Genomic DNA, 19803 nt, shown 5'->3' with positions numbered 1-19803 from the left:
TGCTGTTTTGCGGCGTTTTCTTAACCTGGCGGTGTTGCTGTCATGCGCATTCTCGGCATCTGTTCTGGCCCAGCAGGACAATTTCACTCTACTGAGGGAGCAAGTTGAAAGTGCAAGGCAGCAAGGCCAGATGGACAATGCCGATCAACTTGCCAATCAATATCTGATCCTGGCCAATCAACGCGGCGATCTGCTTGAACAGGGCCGGGCTTATTTCAACCTCGGCAGAAATGCCATGGAGCGAAATCGTTACCCCGATGCCAAAGCCTATCTTCAACAGGCCATTAGTCTGTTTCTGGACATCAACCAGCAAAGCCTGTTGGCAGAGTCGTACCGCCAGCTTGGGCTGACCTATCGTTATCAAAGTGACTACGGCCAGGCGCTGGATAACGTCTATCTGGCGATGCAAATCTACCAAACGCAGCAAGACACCAGGGCGATGGCCTCGGTTTACAACAGCATTGGTACAATTCTGGAAAAGATGGGCCAATTCGAACAAGCGTTGCAGGCGCATCAACAGTCCCTGGATTTACATTACCAGACAGGCGATCAGGAGGGGATCGCCAGCGCTATTTTTAATCTGGGCGACCTCAACCGTACCATGGGCGATAGACAAAAGGCCCTGAGCTACTTCCTGCAAGCGCTGGAGATGGACCAAGCTGTCGGCGATCCGAAAAACATTGCGTACAGCCACAACAAGTTGGGTTTCTTATACAGTGAACTGGGCAATTTTGCGCAGTCAGCCATACACCTTAACCAGGCCCTGGCGTTATTTGAACAGATTCACGCGCCGCGGGATGCGGATTGGGCGCGCACTTCTTTAGCAAAATTGGCAATGGACCAAGGTCATTACAATGAAGCACAGCAATTACTCGATGGTGTTATCGCCAGGGCAATGAAACAGGAATATAAAAGTCTGCTGGTTGACGCTTATAAACTGGCGGCGGAACTGGCCATTAAGAAGGAAGAATACGGTGCTGCGCTGGGTTACATCGAAGCCGGTGTGATCCAGGCAAGATTGAATAATGAACGTGCCGATGAAGCCATTTTAGAAAAACTGCGGGTGCAGGTGCTGGTTAAACAGGACGCGGTACGTGAAGCCCTGGCCGCTTTGCAGCATCAAAAACAATTGGATGATGAGCTATTCAATGCGCAAAGAGCGGCAACCATTGCCAATATCCAAGCGCAGGCGGATTTTACCCGTCAGCAAAATCAGATAGAGCTGTTGAAAAAAGAACAGGCGCTGCAGCAAGCCATGGTTGAACAACACAGGTTGTATCGCAACTTTTGGGTCTTGGGACTTGCCGCAGGTTTTACCCTGCTATTAATGCTTTACCATCGTCACAATCAAAAACGTCTTAACCGGCGTTTGGAACAGCAAGTGGCAAGCAGAACAGAAGAGCTGCAAGATAAAAACCTGGAATTGCAGGCCGCCTATAAACAGTTGGAAACCATCAGCCTGACCGACAAACTCACCGGCCTGCATAACCGCCATTTTTTGGAAAGCCATATTGAAAGCGATCTGATCCACAGTCAGCGTCTTTATCAGGACTGGCAAAGAGGCAAGACCGGCAAACCTGAGAGCGCTGACCTGGTGGTCTTTCTTATCGACCTGGACAATTTTAAAGCCCTGAATGACAAATACGGCCACAATGTCGGCGATGACGTGCTGCGTATGTTGAAACAACGCATGCAGCAGGTATTTCGCCATTCTGATTATCTGGTGCGTTGGGGTGGGGAAGAATTTGTTGCCGTGGCCCGGTTTATACACAGGGAAGATGCAACATCACTGGCACAGCGCTTTGTTGAAAGTATTCGCCATAGCGCGTTTTCTCCCCAAGGCACTGAGCCATTGTGGTTAACCTGTTCGGTCGGTTATGTTTGCTATCCCCTGGCCATTGCAGAGCACAATCCATGGGCCACACTGATAAAGCTGGCGGACCTGTGTTTATACGCCGCCAAACATTCTGGCCGGAACGGTTGGGTCGGGCTGGATGCTATCACTGCTGACCCTTCAATATCCCTCAGCAGCATTGATTCTGAGCAAATTCAACAGCTGGTTGCACAGGATAAGTTGCACATACAACATTCCTTTGCCAGCCCGCTTCGCTGGCAAAGCAGTACCGCTAAGTAACCTCACATTTGATTCTGTAACAAAAATAACAGCTAGACCCAGACAGGCTTCCTCTTGATTTTGTTACATAATTATTGGCTAATATAGACAAACTAAAAATAGATTATGTAACGGAATCAACTGATATGCGCCGGGTTATTCGCAAAGAAGTGCAGTTAGACTGGTTGGAACAAAAGGCCGCCAGAGGAGGCAGCCGACCAGGGGCAGGGCGGCCAGCTAAACGGGGCAAGACCCTGGTGAAGCGGATACCGCAACAATATGCCGGGGCAATTGAAAGCCTGATTGCTCACCTGGATCAGCAACGCGATTACCAGCAACTGCAATCAAGCGTGCAGATACAGGATCTGGATAATCGCCAGGTTATGCTGACATTCAATACTGAGGCCCAAAGCGATGAAAACTGATGATTATGTTACATAATCATCATTGCCGAGATACTGCTGCACCTTAATTCTCACCACGCACAAAACCAACGCAGTCCTGCTCTTCCCCCGCGTCGGTTTCCTGTTCAGGTGCCCGCAATACTGCCAGTTGGGCCAGGGTAAATCGATAGCCTTGCTCGGGAGACGGTGGTGCTTGCTGAGGTTCTTGTTGTTGCCTGCTTATCATCGCTTTTCACTTCTATCTGACCGGGAATGGTGATGGCCAGATTGCGGTATTTACATCCTGTTAACCAGTTGCTTGGCTACCAGCGGCAGGTTAAGAACCCTCAACTGCGGCTGGAGCGGCGCGAATGGTGTTAACAAATTCACAGGCCGGTAGCGCAGTGAGATACCGCTGAATATAGTCAGGCCAGGCATTTGCCATCTCTGGTGCCTGACATTGCACCTGGGCGGTAAGCAGCCGAATTTTTGCCTGCAGTATGCTGTCGATTTCCACCAGAGCCTCGACGGCCTGCCAGCTTTGCTGCGCCCAGATAATCGCCCAGATCTCGGCCTTATCCTCTTCCAGGCCACTCATGGCATAACCATTGACAAAACCTGGGTGAGGGTGACTGAACACAGACACGCTGCTGTCCCTGGCGTAGGCCCCGCCATTACCGTATACAAAACCTTCAGGATTCATGCTGTGCCAAAGCGGATCTTTATAATAGGCGCTGCCATATAACTGCTGCTCCAGCATATGATAAAACTCGTGATGCACCACATGGCGCAGGTAAGCATCACCTGGGGCATCCACATCGTAATACAGCACTTCATGAATATAATCCGGCACCGCTGCGCGGGGCTGGGGCCCTACCGACAAGGCCCGTACAAAGGCCACTTTATCCAGGCCCGACAAATGCAGCACGGCGGGTGGCAGCTTAGCAATTTCCTGCTCAAACAGGGCCAGGTAATTGAGCAATTTAGGGTCCTGTTCAAAGCCGATATTCTGATAGCGGATATCCCAGGGTGATACGGTTAATGGCCGGGTTTCAGTGGTGAAGAACACCCCAGTGCGCTGGTGCTGGGTTTGCAGCAAACTGGGGCGCTGAAATTCGGGTTTGGCTGCACAACCTGCCAACAGCATCAAGACTAAAGGTAACAGACGTTTAAACATGCTTACTCCGACGGCATACTGCGAAACAGATGTTGTGAGCTGCGACTCACCGGCAGGGGCTCACTGACGCCCTGCATAAACACCTGTAATTGCTCCGGCTCACTGGCACTGACATGATCAAGGTGATTGAGATTGATGACGATACTGCGATGAATTTGCCAGAAGCAGTCCGGATCAAGCTGCATCAGCAAGGACTTCAGCGGCATCCGCACCAGTGCTTCCCGGGCCTTGGTCACCACTTTGACATAGCGGCCGCTGGCCTGAAAATACAGCACATCCTGCACCGCTACTAACCAGATTCGGGTGCCTATCTGAACCTTGATGCGCTTCAGATACTGGCGGCTGTCGCCCTGCAAACTCAACAGCGCCTGACTGATATCCAGCGGCTGACTGCTCAGCCTGGCTTTGACCCGCAAGATGCTGTCCTGCAACCGTTCATCGGAATAGGGTTTTAACAGATAATCAATGGCGTCGGTTTCAAAGGCTGATACGGCATATTGGTCATAGGCCGTGACAAACACAAAATGGCATTGCCCACTGGCCTTAAGGGCCACATCAATACCGGTCAGATCGCCCATCTGAATATCCAGAAAGGCAACCTGTACGTCATTGGCCAAAATGGCATCCAGGGCGTCTTCACCCGACTGACACTTAGCCACAATGTTGGCAGTGGGCCAGAATTTGGTCAGCTTGGCGGCCAGGCTGTCGAGTAAAATGGGCTCGTCGTCGGCAATAATCAGATTAACCATGCAGGGGCAACTCCAATGTGGCCAGTGTCAGCGGTGACTGGCAGGCAATACTGAATCTGGCCCGGCCTTCATAGGCGGTATCCAGGCGGGCAATCAGGTTACTCAGGCCGGTTCCTTCAGATTGCTGTTGTAGCAGGTTGGCATCGTCACTCACGGTTAACAGCAGTTGCTCGCCTTGCTGCCTGGCCAGGATCTGAATCGTGCCACCGCGCCGGGTCTTTTCGATGCCATGCTTTATGGCATTTTCCACCAGAGACAGTACCGACATGGGCAACACCGGGCAGGCGGCCACACTGTCGTCGCTTTCAATCCTAAAATTCAGTTTGTCGCCAAAACGGATCTTCTGAATATTCAGATAGCGGCGCACTATCTCCAGTTCTTCGCTGAGCTTGATAAAGCGCTGGCGAAACTGCGGAATGGTTGAGCGCAGATACCGGGTCAGCTCTTCCAGCAGGTGTTTGGCGCGCTCGCCGTCGATATCGATCAGGTTGTGCAGGTTGGCCAGGGTATTAAAGAAAAAGTGTGGCTCCAACTGGGCCTGCAGCAAATGCAGCTCCATCTCGGCTTTGTCGCGCTGCTGGGCGGTTTGTGCAATTTGGTTGCGCAGATTCTGAAACTGAATCTGCGATTCCCGCCTTTTGATATAAATAATCACAAAAATCGCCCAGGCCGCCAGCAGCAGATTACCCAGCAAATAGGTGGAAGCCGCTAATATCGGATGAACGGTTTTGCCCTGCCAGCCAAACATCAAAAAGCTGACCGGCAGGCTGATGGCAAAGGCCAACCCGCCAATAGACAAAACCCGGAAGAATCCAAGCCGGGCATCAGGGCCAGGAGACAGCAGCAGGTATGAAAACATCAGGGCAAAGCCCAACAGGTTATACACCTTAATGTATTCACTGATACTGGCGTAAAACGCCGAAAAACCGGCCCCATCGGCAATCAGGTAGTGCAGGGCGTTAAGCAGCGCCCCCATGGTATTGAGCAAAAACACCACCACCAGATCGCGCCAGCTAATGGTGTTATACAGCGCCAGCAGTTTGCCGCGCAGAAAAGTCAGGTACGTCATTGACTATCCAGTTAGCCCGCCAACTGGCGGGCATCTTACTTATCAGAATCTGTGATTGACACTCAGGCTGTAATAGCGGCCAAGTGTACTGTACAAGCCAGCAGTGTAGCCCATTTCCCAGCTCGCACCACCGGTATTGGCGCCGGGGATCTGCGGGGTTTCGCGGCCACTGAGGTTCGACACGTACAGGTTTACACTGGTCTGGTTGTTGAACTGGTAGTTCAAACCGAAGTCCAGATACCAAAGCCGTCCGGTGGCATACACCGAGTAATCAGCCGGATCGCGTGACAAGTCAGGCACCTGTGAGCCAATGTAGTGGCCGGTCAGGGTCAGCGTAACGTCCTCTGCTTGGGCGGTAAATGTGGTACGGCCCCGCCATTTAGGGAAGGCCATTTCCCCCAGGGTTTGCTCTATCTCGGCATTGGGATCTGACTGCAAATCACGCTGTAACATGCGGCTCCAGTTACTGCGCAGCGACAGATTGACACCGCTGTCCGGCAGGCTGAAGCGGTAGTCCAGTGCGTAATCAACGCCGCGGGTTTCATGCATGGCCAGGTTCAGGTACGACACATTAAGCTGAGTGTAACCGTCCTGATATTCAATTAAGTCGCAGAAAATATTATCCAGACTGGCACTGTCCATACAGTTAGGATAAATCTGCGACCAGTCCAGGGTGCCTATTTTATCCACCAGATTGATATCCCAGTAGTCCACGGTCAGACTCAGATTATCAATATACTCCGGTGCATACACCAAACCGCCGGTAAAGGTATAGGCGCGCTCGGCTTTCAGCTCCTCGTTCCCAGAGGTGATGATCAGCGCGTTGTTATAGTAATTGGCTGGATCATTCAGGCCACGCGCATCACAATTGGCTTCGCGGTACTCTGAGCCGTTTTTACGGTAGGACGAATAGCACACCTCATACACATAGTTCCATCGTTGGCTTTCGCTCTGGTAGATCTCATTGATATTGGGTGCCCGGGCGGCCTTGGCTCGCGAGGCACGAATCTTAAGCTCGTCGGTAGGCATCCAGTCCAGACCCACCGTCCAACTATGGTTAGTGCCAGCCGTGCTGTAACGGGCCGTACGCCAGGCTCCATTTAATTCCAGCGATTTGGCCAGCAGCACGTCGCTAAGCAAGGGAGCCCGCAACTCGGCAAAGGCTTCGCTGACATGGTAATCGCCGCTAAGTGGTTTGGCTTTAAAGTTAAAGGCGCCCAATCCGGCCAGTTGTACATCGGAAGGGGTACTGTCACTTTTCTCGCGTCGATGCTCAGCACCAATGGCAAACCCCATAAAACCTGCAGGTAATTCAAACAGTTCGCCATCCAGACTGGCGGCGAATACCGATTGGGTGAGTTTGGCACTGCTTTGGTGCGGGGCAATTTTCAGATAATCAATTGCATCCTGGCTGAGGGGTTGAAACACATTGACCGGCACGCAGTTGGCATCACAAGTACGCCACTCGGATGTCTCAGGGTCCTGATAACCACCCCACACCGCCTTTTCCCAGTTTTCCTGGGAATAATCATTGATGCTGGTGGTTTTCACTTTAGTCTGGCCATGCTGAGCACTAAGCTGCCAGCGATAGTTATCGTCGGTCAGCCCCTCCAGGGCCAACACCGCCTGATACAGGCCATAATCATAGTCGCTACCCTGACGTCCCATTTCCGGGAAATAGCCGCCAAATAGCAGGCCCTGACCGGTACGCGTAACCTCCTGGCGCTGTGCATCGGTATAAAATGCGTAGTCTGCAGGCAAGGGCGTCACGCCGTATTCGGCCAGGGGCTCGGTGCGGCTCTCTGATTTGGTTTTAACGTATTTCAGCTCTGCGCTGAAGTCCACGCCATCGGCAATTTCGCGATTCAGATTCAAGTTGGCATTGAGTTTATCTTCCGGCACCGCCAGGCGCCCCCACTGATAACGGGTATAAAAATTGTCATTACTGCTGTCCACCGTCAGGGCGGCAAGTTGGGTGGTGCTGGTGCCATACACTTCCTGTCCGTCAGCCAGCATCGGCTTTAAGCTGCCGTCCGGATTGACCCCAAATGGGCGGCCATCCAGTAAAAACAGGCGCTGACTGCTGGCGTACAGCGGAGAGCGATGGGCAGTGATGCGTTTAACTTGCCCGGGCGCATCGGCATTGGGGTTGTCGATAAAGGTCAGATCATTGGCCACATAGCCACGGGTACGGGCTTCTACTTCATCTGAGGTTTGATAGCTTAAATGGTAGTTAATATGGCCGTTGCCATCGGCAAAGGGTTGGCCGTGAGTCATAGTGGCGTACCAGCGTTTTCCGTCAAACTCGCCGGTACTGTTATAGGAGGCGCTTATTTCGGTGCCGGTAAAATTCTTTTTCAGAATAATATTCACTACCCCGGACACCGCGTCGGCACCGTAAATCGAAGACGCGCCGCCTGTGAGTACGTCAATGCGTTCAATTAATGCGGTGGGAATCGACGACACATCTACTTCACTGGTGCCAGGTACGGAGGGCACATGACGACGACCGTTGACCAGCACCAGAGTGCGAGTGGAACCCAGACCACGCAGATCCTGGCGGCTTAACCCGGCATAGCCATTGGCGTTGCTGGTTTCGGTGCCACCGGCCGGTACCATGCTGGGAAGCTCATTGAGCAGTTCACCAATATTGATCGTGCCGGTTTTTACAATGTCATCGGCACTGAAGCTGACCACCGGGGTGTGCGTTTCAATATCGGTGCGGCGAATGCGGCTACCGGTGATATCAATCACCTCCATTTCCATATTCTGTTCGCTGGTCTGTTGTGCCTGAGCCTGCACAGCCGGAACCAGACCCAGCACCGACAAAGCCAGCAACGAATAGCGAAAAGGGGCGGCGTTATGGTTATCTCTCACTTGATGCATGTTGTGTTGTCCTGTTGTTGTTATCACGTGCCTGCCTTTTATTGATGACGGAAACAGGCTTGGCATCACAACTTGATAACATTTGCCGCACAATAAAAACGCTGATGGGCATGAATGGCAGAATGCTTGTATCCAATGTCACCCTCGGTGGTATAAACCGAAAACCCCATTTGAATAAGTTGTAAACAGCTCCGTTGGATTGGCTTTGCTGCTTTGATATTTAATGACCGCATCCGGTGCGTTCATGCCCCAATTCCCACCACCTGATGCCAGTTGCATTGTTCCCGGCAAATGAACTGATTAGCGTGCGCTCTGAATTTGAATTTCAAGGTAGTTCTATGCGCATATTGCTCAGTCTTATTGTTATGGCGTTTATCAGCAGTGCCAGCGCCACGCCTATATGGCGGCTGGATTTTATACATACTGGCGGTCATGGTGCAAAAGAAGGCTTTACCGAACCGGCGCTCGTGCGTGAACCCGGGCAGTGGTCGTCGCCCTGGTTTGATCATTTGCTGCGTGGCGACTACAAAGTGGAACTCTTTGCTAAAGGCCAGCCCAGCGCCTGGTTTTCGCAAAGCTATAACTCGGTGTATTCAGACTGGGCCCGCGGCGTAGCGGCCAAAGCGCAAACTGGCCAGTTTCAGGAATCGGTGCGTTTTCCGGCGCCAACAGAGGATGCAACCTTAGTAATCTCTGCGCGCAAGTTAGATAAGCCCGGCCAGCCCTTTGTGCCAGTCTGGCAGACCGAGATCCAGGCTGCCACATCAAACGAGCCGCCAATGGCCCAGGCTTTTGCGCCTGTGGTAGTACGCGACCTGCTGCAGAATGGCCAGCCGCAGCAAAAGCTGGACCTGCTGTTTATTGCCGAAGGCTTTACTGATGGCGAGCAGGACAAATTCTTTACCGCGGCGCAAAAAGCCATGCAGGCGCTGTTTAGCGCCGAGCCTTACCAAAGCCATCAACATGCCTTTAATGTCCGGGCGCTGTTTGTTGCCTCCAATGATTCTGGTCTTGGCGGTGACACGGCCCTGAAGGTGAATCCCAATGCCCTGGGCATGGCCCGCTACGCCCTGACCCTGGAAAATCAGCGGCTGCGCAATATCGCCATGCATGCGCCGTACGACAATATTGTTATTCTGACTAACTCAGCCAAATACAGCGCCAGTGGCATTTTTGGTGCCTACACTGTTGTGCCGGCCTTTGAGCCACGCCTGCGCTTTCTATTGGTGCATGAACTTGGCCATCACCTGGCCGGGCTGGCCGATGAGTATTTTCATGACACCCCTGGCTATGCTCAGGTCACACAAGTGATTGAACCCCACGAACCCAATGTCACCGCCTTACAGGACGGCAAGCTGAAATGGGCAAAATGGGTAAAAGCAGACACGCCCATTCCCACCCCCTGGCCCCGCGAGCGCTTTATGCAAAGTATGCAGAGCGATCAGCGCTGGCTTGAAAGCCAGCCCTTTGCCAATGAGGTAGGGGCCTTTGTGGGTGCCAATTACAGCCCTACGCAGTTTTACCGTCCGGCCCTGAACTGCCTGATGTTTCGTGACGGCGGCCACAATACCTTTTGCCCAGTGTGCAGTGCAGCCATCCTGGAGGTGATAAACGCCGCCACATCCGACGCCCTGAGCCAAGATAAACCGCGCCCGGCAGCTCATGCTGCTGCCATGCGCTAGTTCTGACTATTCGTTTGAGGTGAATGCCATGTTATTTTCCACGCCCTTGCCGCCGATTTGCGCCTTGCGCCAGCAAATTCGCGATCATTACCACTGCGATGAAGCAGGCCTTATCAATCAGCTTATTGCCCTGGCCAGTTTAGATGAAAGTGCCAAGGCCCAGGCCAAATGCCAGGCCCATCAACTGGTTACCCATATGCAGCAGGCCGCGGCCGGTATGATGGAAAGCCTGCTACAGGAATACGCGCTGTCCAGCGAAGAAGGGGTAATCTTAATGTGTCTGGCCGAAGCGCTGCTGCGCATTCCGGACAGCGCCACCCGCGACGCACTGATCGCAGAAAAATTAGGGCAGGGCAACTGGCATTCGCACCTGGGTAACAGCCATTCACTGTTTGTTAATTTGTCCAGCCTGGGGCTGGTCAGCGGTAAGTCGATGCTGGCCTCTAAACAGAGCCAAAAGCGCTTTGGGGCTTTGCTGAAACGCCTGGGGGCACCGCTGGTACGCCAGGCCATGCGCTTTGCCATGGCGCTACTGGGCGGGCAGTTTGTAACCGGCCAGAGTATCGAAAAGGCCTGTCAACATGCCAAAGCCCAGGAGCAACGTGGTTATCGTTATTCCTATGACATGCTGGGCGAGGGTGCCCGCACCCAGCACGACGCCGATCGTTACTTTGCCAGTTATCAGCATGCGATTATGGCGCTAACGGGCATTGCAGGGAATGTGGCGGCCAGTCCCGGCATTTCGGTGAAACTGTCGGCCATTCACCCCCGCTACGAACTGGCACAGCAAGGCCGGGTGATGAGCGAGCTGGTGCCACGGCTGTTGCAACTGGCAGTGCTGGCCAAACGCCAGCATATTGGTCTGACGGTGGATGCCGAAGAGGCCGATAGGCTGGACTTGTCGCTGGATGTCATTGAAGCGGTTTTTTTATCCCCTGAACTACAGGGCTGGGACGGCTTTGGCCTGGCGGTACAGGCCTATCAGAAACGTGCCTTACCGCTGATCCACTGGTTGGCGGCCCAGGCCGCCAAAGCCCAGCGCCGCTTAAACGTGCGGCTGGTAAAAGGTGCCTATTGGGACAGTGAAATTAAGCTGGCGCAACAACATGGTCTGGCCGATTACCCGGTGTTTACCCGTAAGCAAAATACCGATATCAGCTACCAGGCCTGCGCCAGAGCGCTGCTTGAGGCCAAATGGATCTACCCGCAGTTTGCCACCCATAATGCCTACACTCTGGCCTGTATTTTGGAAATGGCCGGTGAGCAACGGGATTTTGAGTTTCAGCGCCTGCATGGCATGGGCGAAGCCATGTACGATCCCTTGGTGACCAGCAATAAACTGCATTGCCGTATTTATGCGCCGGTAGGTAAATACGCAGACTTACTGCCGTATCTGGTGCGCCGCCTGCTGGAAAATGGCGCCAATACGTCCTTTGTGAATCTGGTGCAAAACAAACAGCTGAATCTGGCCAGTCTGCTGGCCGACCCGGTGGATGCCATTTTGGTACTGAGCGATAAGCGCAATCCGCATATTGTGCTGCCCGAGGCCATTTACGGCAGCGAGCGTAACAATGCCGAGGGGCTGGATGTACATCATCATAACGATTTACTGCCCCTGGATGCCGCCCTGGATAACTGGTGGCAGCAACATCAGCAGCGCCTTAACGAGCCGCAGCAGGATGACCACCAAGCGTATCTGGAAGTGCGAAACCCCGCCAATCGCCAGCAGGTACTGGCCTGGCTCAAAGCCCATAGCGAGGACGACATCGCCAGCGCTATCAGCCGGGCAGATGGGGCTTTTGGCCCATGGTCGTCCTGCGCGTTAAGCGAGCGGGCCGCGGTGCTGATGCGCTTTGCCGATAGCATGGAAAAACAGCAAACCGAACTACTGGGATTGTGTTTAAAAGAGGCCGGTAAAACCCTGGACGATGCGGTGGCCGAAGTGCGCGAGGCGGTGGATTTCTGCCGCTACTACGCACAGCAGGCCCTTGCCGACCAACAGCCCAATCTGAATGCGCTGGGAACCGTGCTGTGTATCAGCCCCTGGAACTTTCCGCTGGCGATTTTTGTCGGCCAGGTGGTGGCTGCACTGGTCTGCGGCAATACCGTGGTGGCCAAGCCGGCCGAACAAACCAGTCTGATTGCCTTGCGCGCGGCCGATATGCTGTATCAGGCCGGCTTAACTGCCGATGCCCTGCAGGTGGTGCTGGCCAGAGGCGCCGTGGTAGGCAAAGTCTGCCTGCCGGACCCCAGAATTCAGGCGGTCATGTTTACCGGCTCCAATGCCACCTGCGCACATATTGCCGCACAACTGGCCAAACGCGCAGAATCAATTCCACTGATTGCCGAAACCGGCGGGCAGAACTGCATGATTGTCGACTCCACCGCCTTGCTGGAGCAGGTGGTGGACGATGTGATCCAATCCGGTTTTAAAAGTGCCGGGCAGCGCTGCTCGGCACTGCGGGTATTGTATGTGCAGGAAGATATTGCCGATGCGTTGATCACCATGCTGCAAGGGGCAATGGCGCAATTGAGTGTTAGCGATCCGGCTTTGCTGGCTACCGATATTGGCCCGCTGATTGACGCCAAAGCCTTGGACAGCCTGCAGCGCCATGCCCAGCGTATGGACAAACAAGCCAGGCTACTGGCTAAAATTGAGCCGGATCTGCCCAAAGATCAGGGCTTTTTCTTTGCCCCCAGGTTGTATGAAATCAGCGCCATCAGCCAGCTAAACGAAGAAGTTTTTGGCCCTTGTGTGCATCTGGTCCGTTTTGCCGCCGCCGAGCTTGACCAGGTAGTGGCACAAATTAACAGCACAGGTTTTGGCTTAACCGCAGGTATTCATTCGCGCCTGGCCGAGCGAGCAGACAAACTGGCCCGCCAGCTTCAGGTCGGCAATGTGTATATAAACCGCAATATGGTCGGCGCGGTGGTGGGAGTACAACCCTTTGGCGGGCGCGGATTATCCGGTACCGGCCCCAAAGCCGGTGGGCCCTTGTATTTAAGTCGCCTGCAAAAGCCTGCGGCGACGCCGCACAGTATGCAAAGCTGTTGGCCGGCGGTGGCTGAACAGCCGCCGCTAACGGTGGATAGCCGATCACTGCAAAGCTGGCAGACAGTGACACTGGCCGAGCGCGAGCGCCAGTTACGCAGCGTGCTGGCCATGCTTAAGTTGCCGGGCGAAGACAGGGCAGAGCTGGAGCGGCTGGCCGATACGCTATTTAGCCAGGCCAGAACCTGGCTGGCCCGCCCCTTAAGCCTGCCAGGGCCAACAGGGGAGCGCAATGAACTGCACTTTGAGCCCCGCGGCTGGTTGCTGTATTTAGTAGCCGGTCGACAGCACAGGCATCTTTATCAGGCCCTGCTTAGTGCACTTATCAGTGGTAATGGGCTGATTATCGCTTGTTTTGGCCATACGCCCGAGTGGCTAAAGGCCATGCAGCAATCTGCTTTACCGCTGCAGATAGTCAGCTTTACCCCCGCGTTGTTGGCCCATCCGGCCCTAAGCGGGGTGATCAGCAGCCCGGATTGTGGCTATAACGCCCTGGTGCAACAAGCGCTGGTCACGCGCCCTGGCGCCTTGTTGCCGCTTATTTGCGAACCTGGCGGTCAGCGCTTGTTGCAGCGTATGTGGCTGGAGAAGACCTTAACGGTCAATACCACCGCCATTGGCGGCAATGCGTCGTTGATGCTGATTGAAGACAGTGCGCCTTCCGGCGCCATGCCGCCGCAGGAGCTGGCTTCAGCATTGGGTGCTTAATCTGTATTGGCCTGCTTATGCAGGCCTTTTTTATGGGCTTCTCGCAAAGACGCTGGGATTCTGTAATCCGAAATCAAATAAACCACAGAGACACAGAGGGCACAGAGCGTTTAAGTTCAATAGAACGCCATGTTTTCGCGTTTCTACTGCAAGAAGTGCTTTTGGACATTTCTGCCTGAATTCAGAATAACCACCGTTCCCAATGGGTACATAGAGTCCAAGCTATCAATAACTCCCTGTTCTCTGTGCCTCTGTGGTTTTTTATCCTTCTGCGCAGTTAGATTTTCACCACAGAGACACAGAGGGCACAGAGTGTTTTTGTTCATTAAAACGCCATGTTTTCGCGTTTCTAAGATGAAAACTGCTTTCGAGCTTTTCTGTCTTAATTCAGAATAACCACGGTTCCAAAAGAGTACAAGCTGTCGATAACTCCGTGTTCTCTGTGCCTCTGTGGTTTTCATCATGCACTAACTCGCATCAAGCCACGGATACGCTCCGGTGCACTCAGCACGGAATTCGTCCATTTATCCCAATCTGCTGTATTTCCGGGCTCTTCGACGCATAGATTGCTGTTCAGGGTAACAAGGCAACATAAAGGCGATGGGTAATGATTCAGGACCCCAAGCGGCGGGAATTTCTAAAAGTATCGGCAATCGTAAGTAGCTCTATGCTGATATCGATCCTTCTTCCTGGTCAGGTAAGAGGCAGTGCAAATGCCAAGGCCGAATTATCGCAATGGTGTGTTTATGTGCACATTCACAGTGACAATTCGGTCAGTATGCAATCGCCCATTATGGAGATGGGACAATTTATGCGTACCGCCGGCCCTATGATCCTGGCGGATGAAATGGATCTGGACTGGTCGCTGATCCAATTCGACACCACTATGCCTACGTTTCTTCGTCGCGATGAGCAAAATAATATCGTCTATGCCCATGCTCAAATAGGTACCGGGGGCAGCCAGACCCTGAAGAACAATTGGTCGTACCTGCGCACCGCCGGTGCCATTGTACGCCAGATGCTGATCGAAGAAGCCGCAGCACGCTGGGGCTGCGAGGCTGCCAGGTTAACTGCCAAAAACAGCCGGATTATCGACAGCCAATCCTCTCGTCAGTTCAGCTATGGCGAACTGGCGCAACAAGCCTCAACGCGCCGCGTGGACTTAAGCCAACTGAAGCTCAAACATCCATCACAATTCAGTATTATAGGCAGCAGTAAAGCCTCTATTGATGGCAGAGACATAGTTACCGGCAAGCCGTTGTTTGGTATTGATGAAAACTACCCAAATGCATTGCACGCAGTGATTGACCGGGCACCAGCCATGGGCGCAAGAATTGCCAGCTATAACCGTGAGGCTGCGCTTGCCATCCCTGGTGTCAAACAGATAGTCGAAACACCGCATCATAGCGGCCCACACTGGCCAGGTGGTGAAACACAGATATGTGCAGCTGGTGTGGCAGTGTTGGCAGACAGTCATTGGGCGGCCCTGCAGGGTAAAGCCGCATTGGCCACCACCTGGACAGATGCCAATCGCTACGCTGGCCTGAACAGCGCAGCGCACAGAACTGCTCTCAATGCTTTGGCACAATCATCGAATCCCGGCAAGCGCCACCGGGATGACGGCAATGTCGAGCAAGCTTTTGAGCAGGCAGAACAAGTGTTAGAGCACACCTACGAACGGGCGTTATTAAGTCACGCTTGTATGGAGCCATTGAATTGTATTGCTGATGTTCAAAAACATCATGCCGTGGTGGTGGTGGGCCATCAGTGGCCACACCAGGTGGCCCTGGAAGTTGAACAGCTAACCGGTATAGATGCTTTAAGGGTAGAAGTACGCAACAAACGTATGGGGGGCGGTTTTGGCCGCAAAGGTGAAACAGATTTTCTGCGTGAAGCCATTTGGCTCAGTCATAAGGTCGGCCAGCCGGTTAAAGTGCTCTGGACCCGCGAAAACGATATGCAGCGCGATTATTTTGCTCCCGCAGCTGCGGTAAAAATTAAGGCCGGGTTAAAGCAAGGGCGCATTCAGGGCTGGCATATGCGCCAGGCGCAAACCGGCGGCGAGGCGGAGTCACATGGTTTTCCTGCCCATCTGATTAGTGATTGCAGGATAGAAAGCCTTACGGCAAATCATCCATTTCCTTTAGGTGCCTGGCGTGGTCCCGGACAAATGCAGCAAGCCTTTGCGGTGGAGTCCATGTTAGATGAACTTGCTTATGCCAAAGGCAGCGACCCGCTGACTTTTCGGTTAGCGCTGATGGGACCAGCGAAGATTTACCCAATCAACTTCTGGGCCGCCAACGAAATCGACTCAGGTCGTATGGCTAATTGCTATCGCTTGGCGGCAAAGATGGCTGGCTGGGGAAGAACATTAAAAAACGGGCAGGGGCTGGGAATTGCCGGTCACTTCACTTTTGGTACCTATGTGGCTTTTGTTCTGCAGGTGCAAGTGGATAAAAACCGAAAGCTGCAATTACAAAAAGCCTGGGGCGTTATCGACTGTGGTCTGGCCGTTAACCCCAACCATATTCGCGCGCAAATGGAAGGCGGTTTTATTGACGGCTTAAACGCTGCCTTGTTTAACCAGGTGACAGTACAGGACAGTATTGTCGCCACCACTAACTTTGACCGACTGCGTTGGATGCGGATGCAGGAAGCCCCAACACAGATTGAAATTGACATCATACAGGGCACCCAAAGCCCAACTGGTGTGGGAGAACCGCCTGTCGCGCCCGCACCAGCGGCCCTGGCTAATGCCATCTATGCGGCCAGCGGCTTACGTTTACGCCGTATGCCATTTGCAGAACATATCAATATTTAGGGAGCCACCATGCCCATTCAGTTTTCCGTTAATGGTCAGCCAGTTAACCTCGATCAGAAAGACCAAGAAATGCCACTGTTGTGGTTCCTGCGTGAAAAAATGCAGCTAACCGGCAGCAAATTCGGCTGTGGTATTGGCCAATGTGGTGCTTGTACCGTGCATTTAAACGGTTCGGCCGTGCGCTCTTGCCTTTTACCTGTGGGGCAATTGCAGGGCAGTGCTATTCGTACTATTGAAGGGCTGGCGTCTGGCACCGACCTGCATCCCGTACAACAGGCCTGGCTGGATGAAGATGTGCCACAATGCGGCTATTGCCAGGCCGGGCAAATAATGGCGGCCGTGGCTTTGCTGGAGCAGGTGAACGATCCCAGCGAGGAGCAAGTCAATGCGCATATGAGTAATATTTGCCGGTGCGGTACCTACACCAGAATTCGCAAGGCCATCGAGTTGGTGGCCGCTAAGACACCGCCTGAAACTTAAATTGCTGTAGTGCCTTACGATAGGATTTACTCAGGGCCAGGGTATGGCCACTTTTGAGCAATACCTTACCACTACCGGAAGGTAGATGCTGAATACAGTCAATGGCGCCCAGGTTCACCATATAGGAGCGATGAATACGTAAAAAAAGCCGCGCGGGCAACTGTTCTTGCAGTTGCTGCATGGTCGCGCGCAGCAGATATTGCCCATCAGCAGTATGCACTTCAACATAGTTACCACTGGCGGCAAGCCATTGTATTGCATCAAGGGCCAGCAACACCTGGCCACTGCCTTTGCTAACCATAATGCTGGCATTTTCATTGGGACCGGCTGGCTCCAGTGTTGGTTGTTTGGGTTGGGCAGAGCAGGGGCGCAGATACTTTCGCCATACCCACATCACCACTAACGATGCAGCCAGATAGCGGGGAAATAGCACCACCAGGCTACTGAACGCATCACCTGTACTGGCCAGCAGTTCCATCGCCAATTTGGCCAGTAATGCAATCAGCAGCAATACACCGCAGCACAGCCAACCTTTGTGCTGTGGCTGAATGACCTTTTGATTCAGACGAAAACAGGCAAAGGCCAACGGAGTCAGCACCATCCAGACAGCCCATTCACGACAGGCCCACATCAGAGTTTCAGTGGCTACCGCCCAACTAAAGTTAAAGGATGAGGCAAACAGCACCTGCTTATAAACCAGGCAATAACAGGTTAACACCAGCACAAATCCACACCAGCCTACTAGCGGGGCCAGCACGTCCTTGCTGCCAAGCTGCACAGGCCAATGTTTTACGTTAAGAAGTTGCGTCATAGTGGCGATTATCCCAAGCCTTTAGTCAGTCTGAAAAGACGGCACCATCCTAGCATCGCCTTAAACGCAATGCCAAGCACCCCAAGTGCCTGAAAATACGCCTTGTTATCCAATTTAAAATAAAGCACACTCGAAAAGTATAAAAGCCTAATCAAGGTGTTACATGAATTTAAAGGATATCCCTTTTGCCCAGCGCCAGCGCCTGGCCTATATCGATTTTGTGCTGCTGTTTAAGGGCCATCTGACCCGCCAGGATCTGATTAACCGCTTTGAGGTGGGCTTATCTGCCGGTACCCGCGATTTTAATCTGTATAAAGAACTGGCCCCCAATAACATCAATTACGACACCCGCCTAAAGCAGTATTTTCAAACCCCGGGCTTTAAACCCTTGTTTGCCCATGATGCCAAAAAGACCCTGGCCAAGCTCGCCGCCGATATCAGCGACGGCTTTGATGCCATTGGCGATCTTAGCTTTCCGGTTGAAGCGCCCAGCCAGCTTAATGTACCGGATATCTTTGTGGTGGCGCGTATTATTCAGGCCATTTTAAATGGCCGGGCGGTCAAGGTGATCTACACCTCGCTGTCCAGCGGTTCGGCGGCGCGCGAGATAGTACCGCACAGCATTATCGATAACGGCCTGCGCTGGCATGTACGTGGCTTTGACCGTAAAACCCAGACCTTTCGCGACTTTGTACTGACCCGCTTAAGCTCCGTCACCTTGTTAGATAAAGCCCCGCAGCCCAATGAAGAGCCAAGCGAAGATCATCAGTGGCAACGCCAGATGCCGATCAAACTGGTGCCACATCCGCATAATGTTAAACACCCCACCGCCATTGAACTGGACTACGGTATGCAAAACGGCGCGCTGGAACTCAACGTACGCGCCGCCCTGGCCGGTTATCTGCTCAGGCGCTGGAATGTGGATTGCACCGAAAACGCCAGCCTAAGGGGAGGGGAATACCAACTCTGGCTACAAAACCAGCAAAGCCTGTATGGCGCTGAGAATCTGGCTATCGCCCCTGGGTATGGAAAATGAAAACAGCCAAGCAATTGTTCAGGACAGATAAATGATTAAGTTACATTGCACACAAAAGCTGATCGCCAAATTACCGGTGCAAGGCGGGGCATTACCACAGGGCGGAAAATGGCAAAATAGTCTGTCAAAGCAGATTGATAACAATCCGCTCTCAGGCTGGCACGCCAATCTAGTCATATTACATCGACGTAACTGCATGCTACTGGTGCATAATCAGACGCGCTTTCCTCTGTTTATGATTGGCCTGACCAAACCGGACTTTGCAGCCCTGGACTATCATTTTGCCGATTGTTTTATTAACACCTTGTTGAAAATTGGGGCCAACAACGAACAACTCAACACTGCTCAGACATGGCTTGCGCCACTTTGTATTGAAAAAACCAGCGATCGCTCGGTACAGGGCACCCTAAATCTTATGGCTGGCAATATCGAACACATGCTGTGGTACGACAGTGTCAATATCACAGAGTGTTCACCCTACAAAACCGCCGCCTGGTTATCTGAACGTCCCTACAACATAAAAGGTCAGAAAGACTGTATTTGGCCGAACAGAGCGATGTTGCAGTTACTGGAAAACGGGTAAGGGCTATAAGTCTGAAGTGCAGATTGCCGCTGATGAAGAACAAATAACCAAACAACAAGGAAACCGCATGTTTGAACTGGATTTAGCCGACGTTTTAAGTATTGTGCTCGCCAACAGCCCGGATATAGAAGGCCAAAAAGCCATGGTGGACAAGGTGGAGTCACTGATGGCCGAGGGTATGGAACAAAGCGAAGCGGTGGAACTGGTGTTGGGCCATTTGGTCAGTGCTGCCAAGCCGCATTAACAGATAAAG

At 52.9% G+C, this 19803-nt stretch carries 15 protein-coding genes; 9 read left to right on the top strand and 6 right to left on the bottom strand.

Features of this window, described 5'->3' with window-relative positions:
- The first annotated feature begins 7 nt into the window (after positions 1 to 7).
- Positions 8 to 2134: a tetratricopeptide repeat-containing diguanylate cyclase gene (locus CSR04_RS06485; protein ID WP_102795425.1), complete on the top strand. Its 2127-nt coding sequence runs from the start codon at positions 8 to 10 to the stop codon at positions 2132 to 2134.
- Between the two features lie 125 nt (positions 2135 to 2259).
- Positions 2260 to 2538, top strand: coding sequence for a hypothetical protein (locus CSR04_RS06480; protein WP_102795424.1), 279 nt, complete (start codon positions 2260 to 2262; stop codon positions 2536 to 2538).
- A gap of 43 nt (positions 2539 to 2581) precedes the next feature.
- On the opposite strand, the gene CSR04_RS24890 is transcribed toward CSR04_RS06480, so the two are convergent.
- From CSR04_RS24890 to CSR04_RS06460, 5 genes are all read right to left on the bottom strand, one after another.
- Positions 2582 to 2743: a hypothetical protein gene (locus CSR04_RS24890; protein WP_172449258.1), complete on the bottom strand. Its 162-nt coding sequence runs from the start codon at positions 2741 to 2743 to the stop codon at positions 2582 to 2584.
- Positions 2744 to 2833: 90 nt separating this feature from the next.
- A complete protein-coding gene (locus CSR04_RS06475) occupies positions 2834 to 3673 on the bottom strand; it encodes a putative zinc-binding metallopeptidase (protein WP_102795423.1) in 840 nt (279 codons plus the stop codon).
- 2 nt (positions 3674 to 3675) lie between these two features.
- Positions 3676 to 4422: a LytR/AlgR family response regulator transcription factor gene (locus CSR04_RS06470; protein WP_102795422.1), complete on the bottom strand. Its 747-nt coding sequence runs from the start codon at positions 4420 to 4422 to the stop codon at positions 3676 to 3678.
- A complete protein-coding gene (locus tag CSR04_RS06465; protein ID WP_102795421.1) occupies positions 4415 to 5491 on the bottom strand; it encodes a sensor histidine kinase in 1077 nt (358 codons plus the stop codon). The genes CSR04_RS06470 and CSR04_RS06465 overlap by 8 nt, the downstream gene beginning before the upstream one ends.
- A 42-nt stretch (positions 5492 to 5533) precedes the next feature.
- Positions 5534 to 8377: a TonB-dependent receptor plug domain-containing protein gene (locus CSR04_RS06460; protein ID WP_172449257.1), complete on the bottom strand. Its 2844-nt coding sequence runs from the start codon at positions 8375 to 8377 to the stop codon at positions 5534 to 5536.
- Between the two features lie 338 nt (positions 8378 to 8715).
- On the opposite strand from CSR04_RS06460, the gene CSR04_RS06455 reads away from it, so the two are divergent.
- From CSR04_RS06455 to CSR04_RS06435, 4 genes are all read left to right on the top strand, one after another.
- Positions 8716 to 10059, top strand: coding sequence for a M64 family metallopeptidase (locus tag CSR04_RS06455; RefSeq protein ID WP_172449256.1), 1344 nt, complete (start codon positions 8716 to 8718; stop codon positions 10057 to 10059).
- A gap of 28 nt (positions 10060 to 10087) precedes the next feature.
- Positions 10088 to 13819 carry a bifunctional proline dehydrogenase/L-glutamate gamma-semialdehyde dehydrogenase PutA gene (putA, locus tag CSR04_RS06450; protein WP_102795514.1) on the top strand — a complete coding sequence of 1244 codons (3732 nt, stop codon included), beginning with the start codon at positions 10088 to 10090 and terminating at the stop codon, positions 13817 to 13819.
- A 667-nt stretch (positions 13820 to 14486) separates the two neighbouring features.
- Positions 14487 to 16640, top strand: a complete 2154-nt coding sequence (locus tag CSR04_RS06440) for a xanthine dehydrogenase family protein molybdopterin-binding subunit (protein WP_172449255.1) — start codon at positions 14487 to 14489, stop codon at positions 16638 to 16640.
- A 9-nt stretch (positions 16641 to 16649) separates the two neighbouring features.
- Positions 16650 to 17120: a (2Fe-2S)-binding protein gene (locus CSR04_RS06435; protein WP_102795416.1), complete on the top strand. Its 471-nt coding sequence runs from the start codon at positions 16650 to 16652 to the stop codon at positions 17118 to 17120.
- Here the strand turns inward: CSR04_RS06435 and CSR04_RS06430 are convergent.
- Positions 17098 to 17931: a LytR/AlgR family response regulator transcription factor gene (locus tag CSR04_RS06430; RefSeq protein WP_102795415.1), complete on the bottom strand. Its 834-nt coding sequence runs from the start codon at positions 17929 to 17931 to the stop codon at positions 17098 to 17100. The genes CSR04_RS06435 and CSR04_RS06430 overlap by 23 nt on opposite strands.
- A gap of 163 nt (positions 17932 to 18094) precedes the next feature.
- Between CSR04_RS06430 and CSR04_RS06425 the strand changes: the two genes are divergently transcribed.
- The 3 genes from CSR04_RS06425 (at position 18095) to CSR04_RS24885 (ending at position 19794) form a co-directional block, all read left to right on the top strand.
- Positions 18095 to 18967, top strand: coding sequence for a WYL domain-containing protein (locus CSR04_RS06425; RefSeq protein WP_102795414.1), 873 nt, complete (start codon positions 18095 to 18097; stop codon positions 18965 to 18967).
- Positions 18968 to 18998: 31 nt separating this feature from the next.
- Positions 18999 to 19550: a DUF6933 domain-containing protein gene (locus tag CSR04_RS06420; RefSeq protein ID WP_172449254.1), complete on the top strand. Its 552-nt coding sequence runs from the start codon at positions 18999 to 19001 to the stop codon at positions 19548 to 19550.
- Positions 19551 to 19617: 67 nt separating this feature from the next.
- On the top strand, positions 19618 to 19794 hold the full coding sequence (locus tag CSR04_RS24885; protein WP_172449253.1) for a hypothetical protein: 177 nt from the start codon (positions 19618 to 19620) through the stop codon (positions 19792 to 19794).
- Positions 19795 to 19803: the final 9 nt, after the last annotated feature.

The organism is Bowmanella denitrificans (genome assembly GCF_002887595.1).
Lineage (GTDB): Bacteria > Pseudomonadota > Gammaproteobacteria > Enterobacterales > Alteromonadaceae > Bowmanella > Bowmanella denitrificans.
The sequence above is the reverse complement of the archived record's forward strand: the minus strand, read 5'-3'. Positions and strand labels throughout refer to the sequence as shown.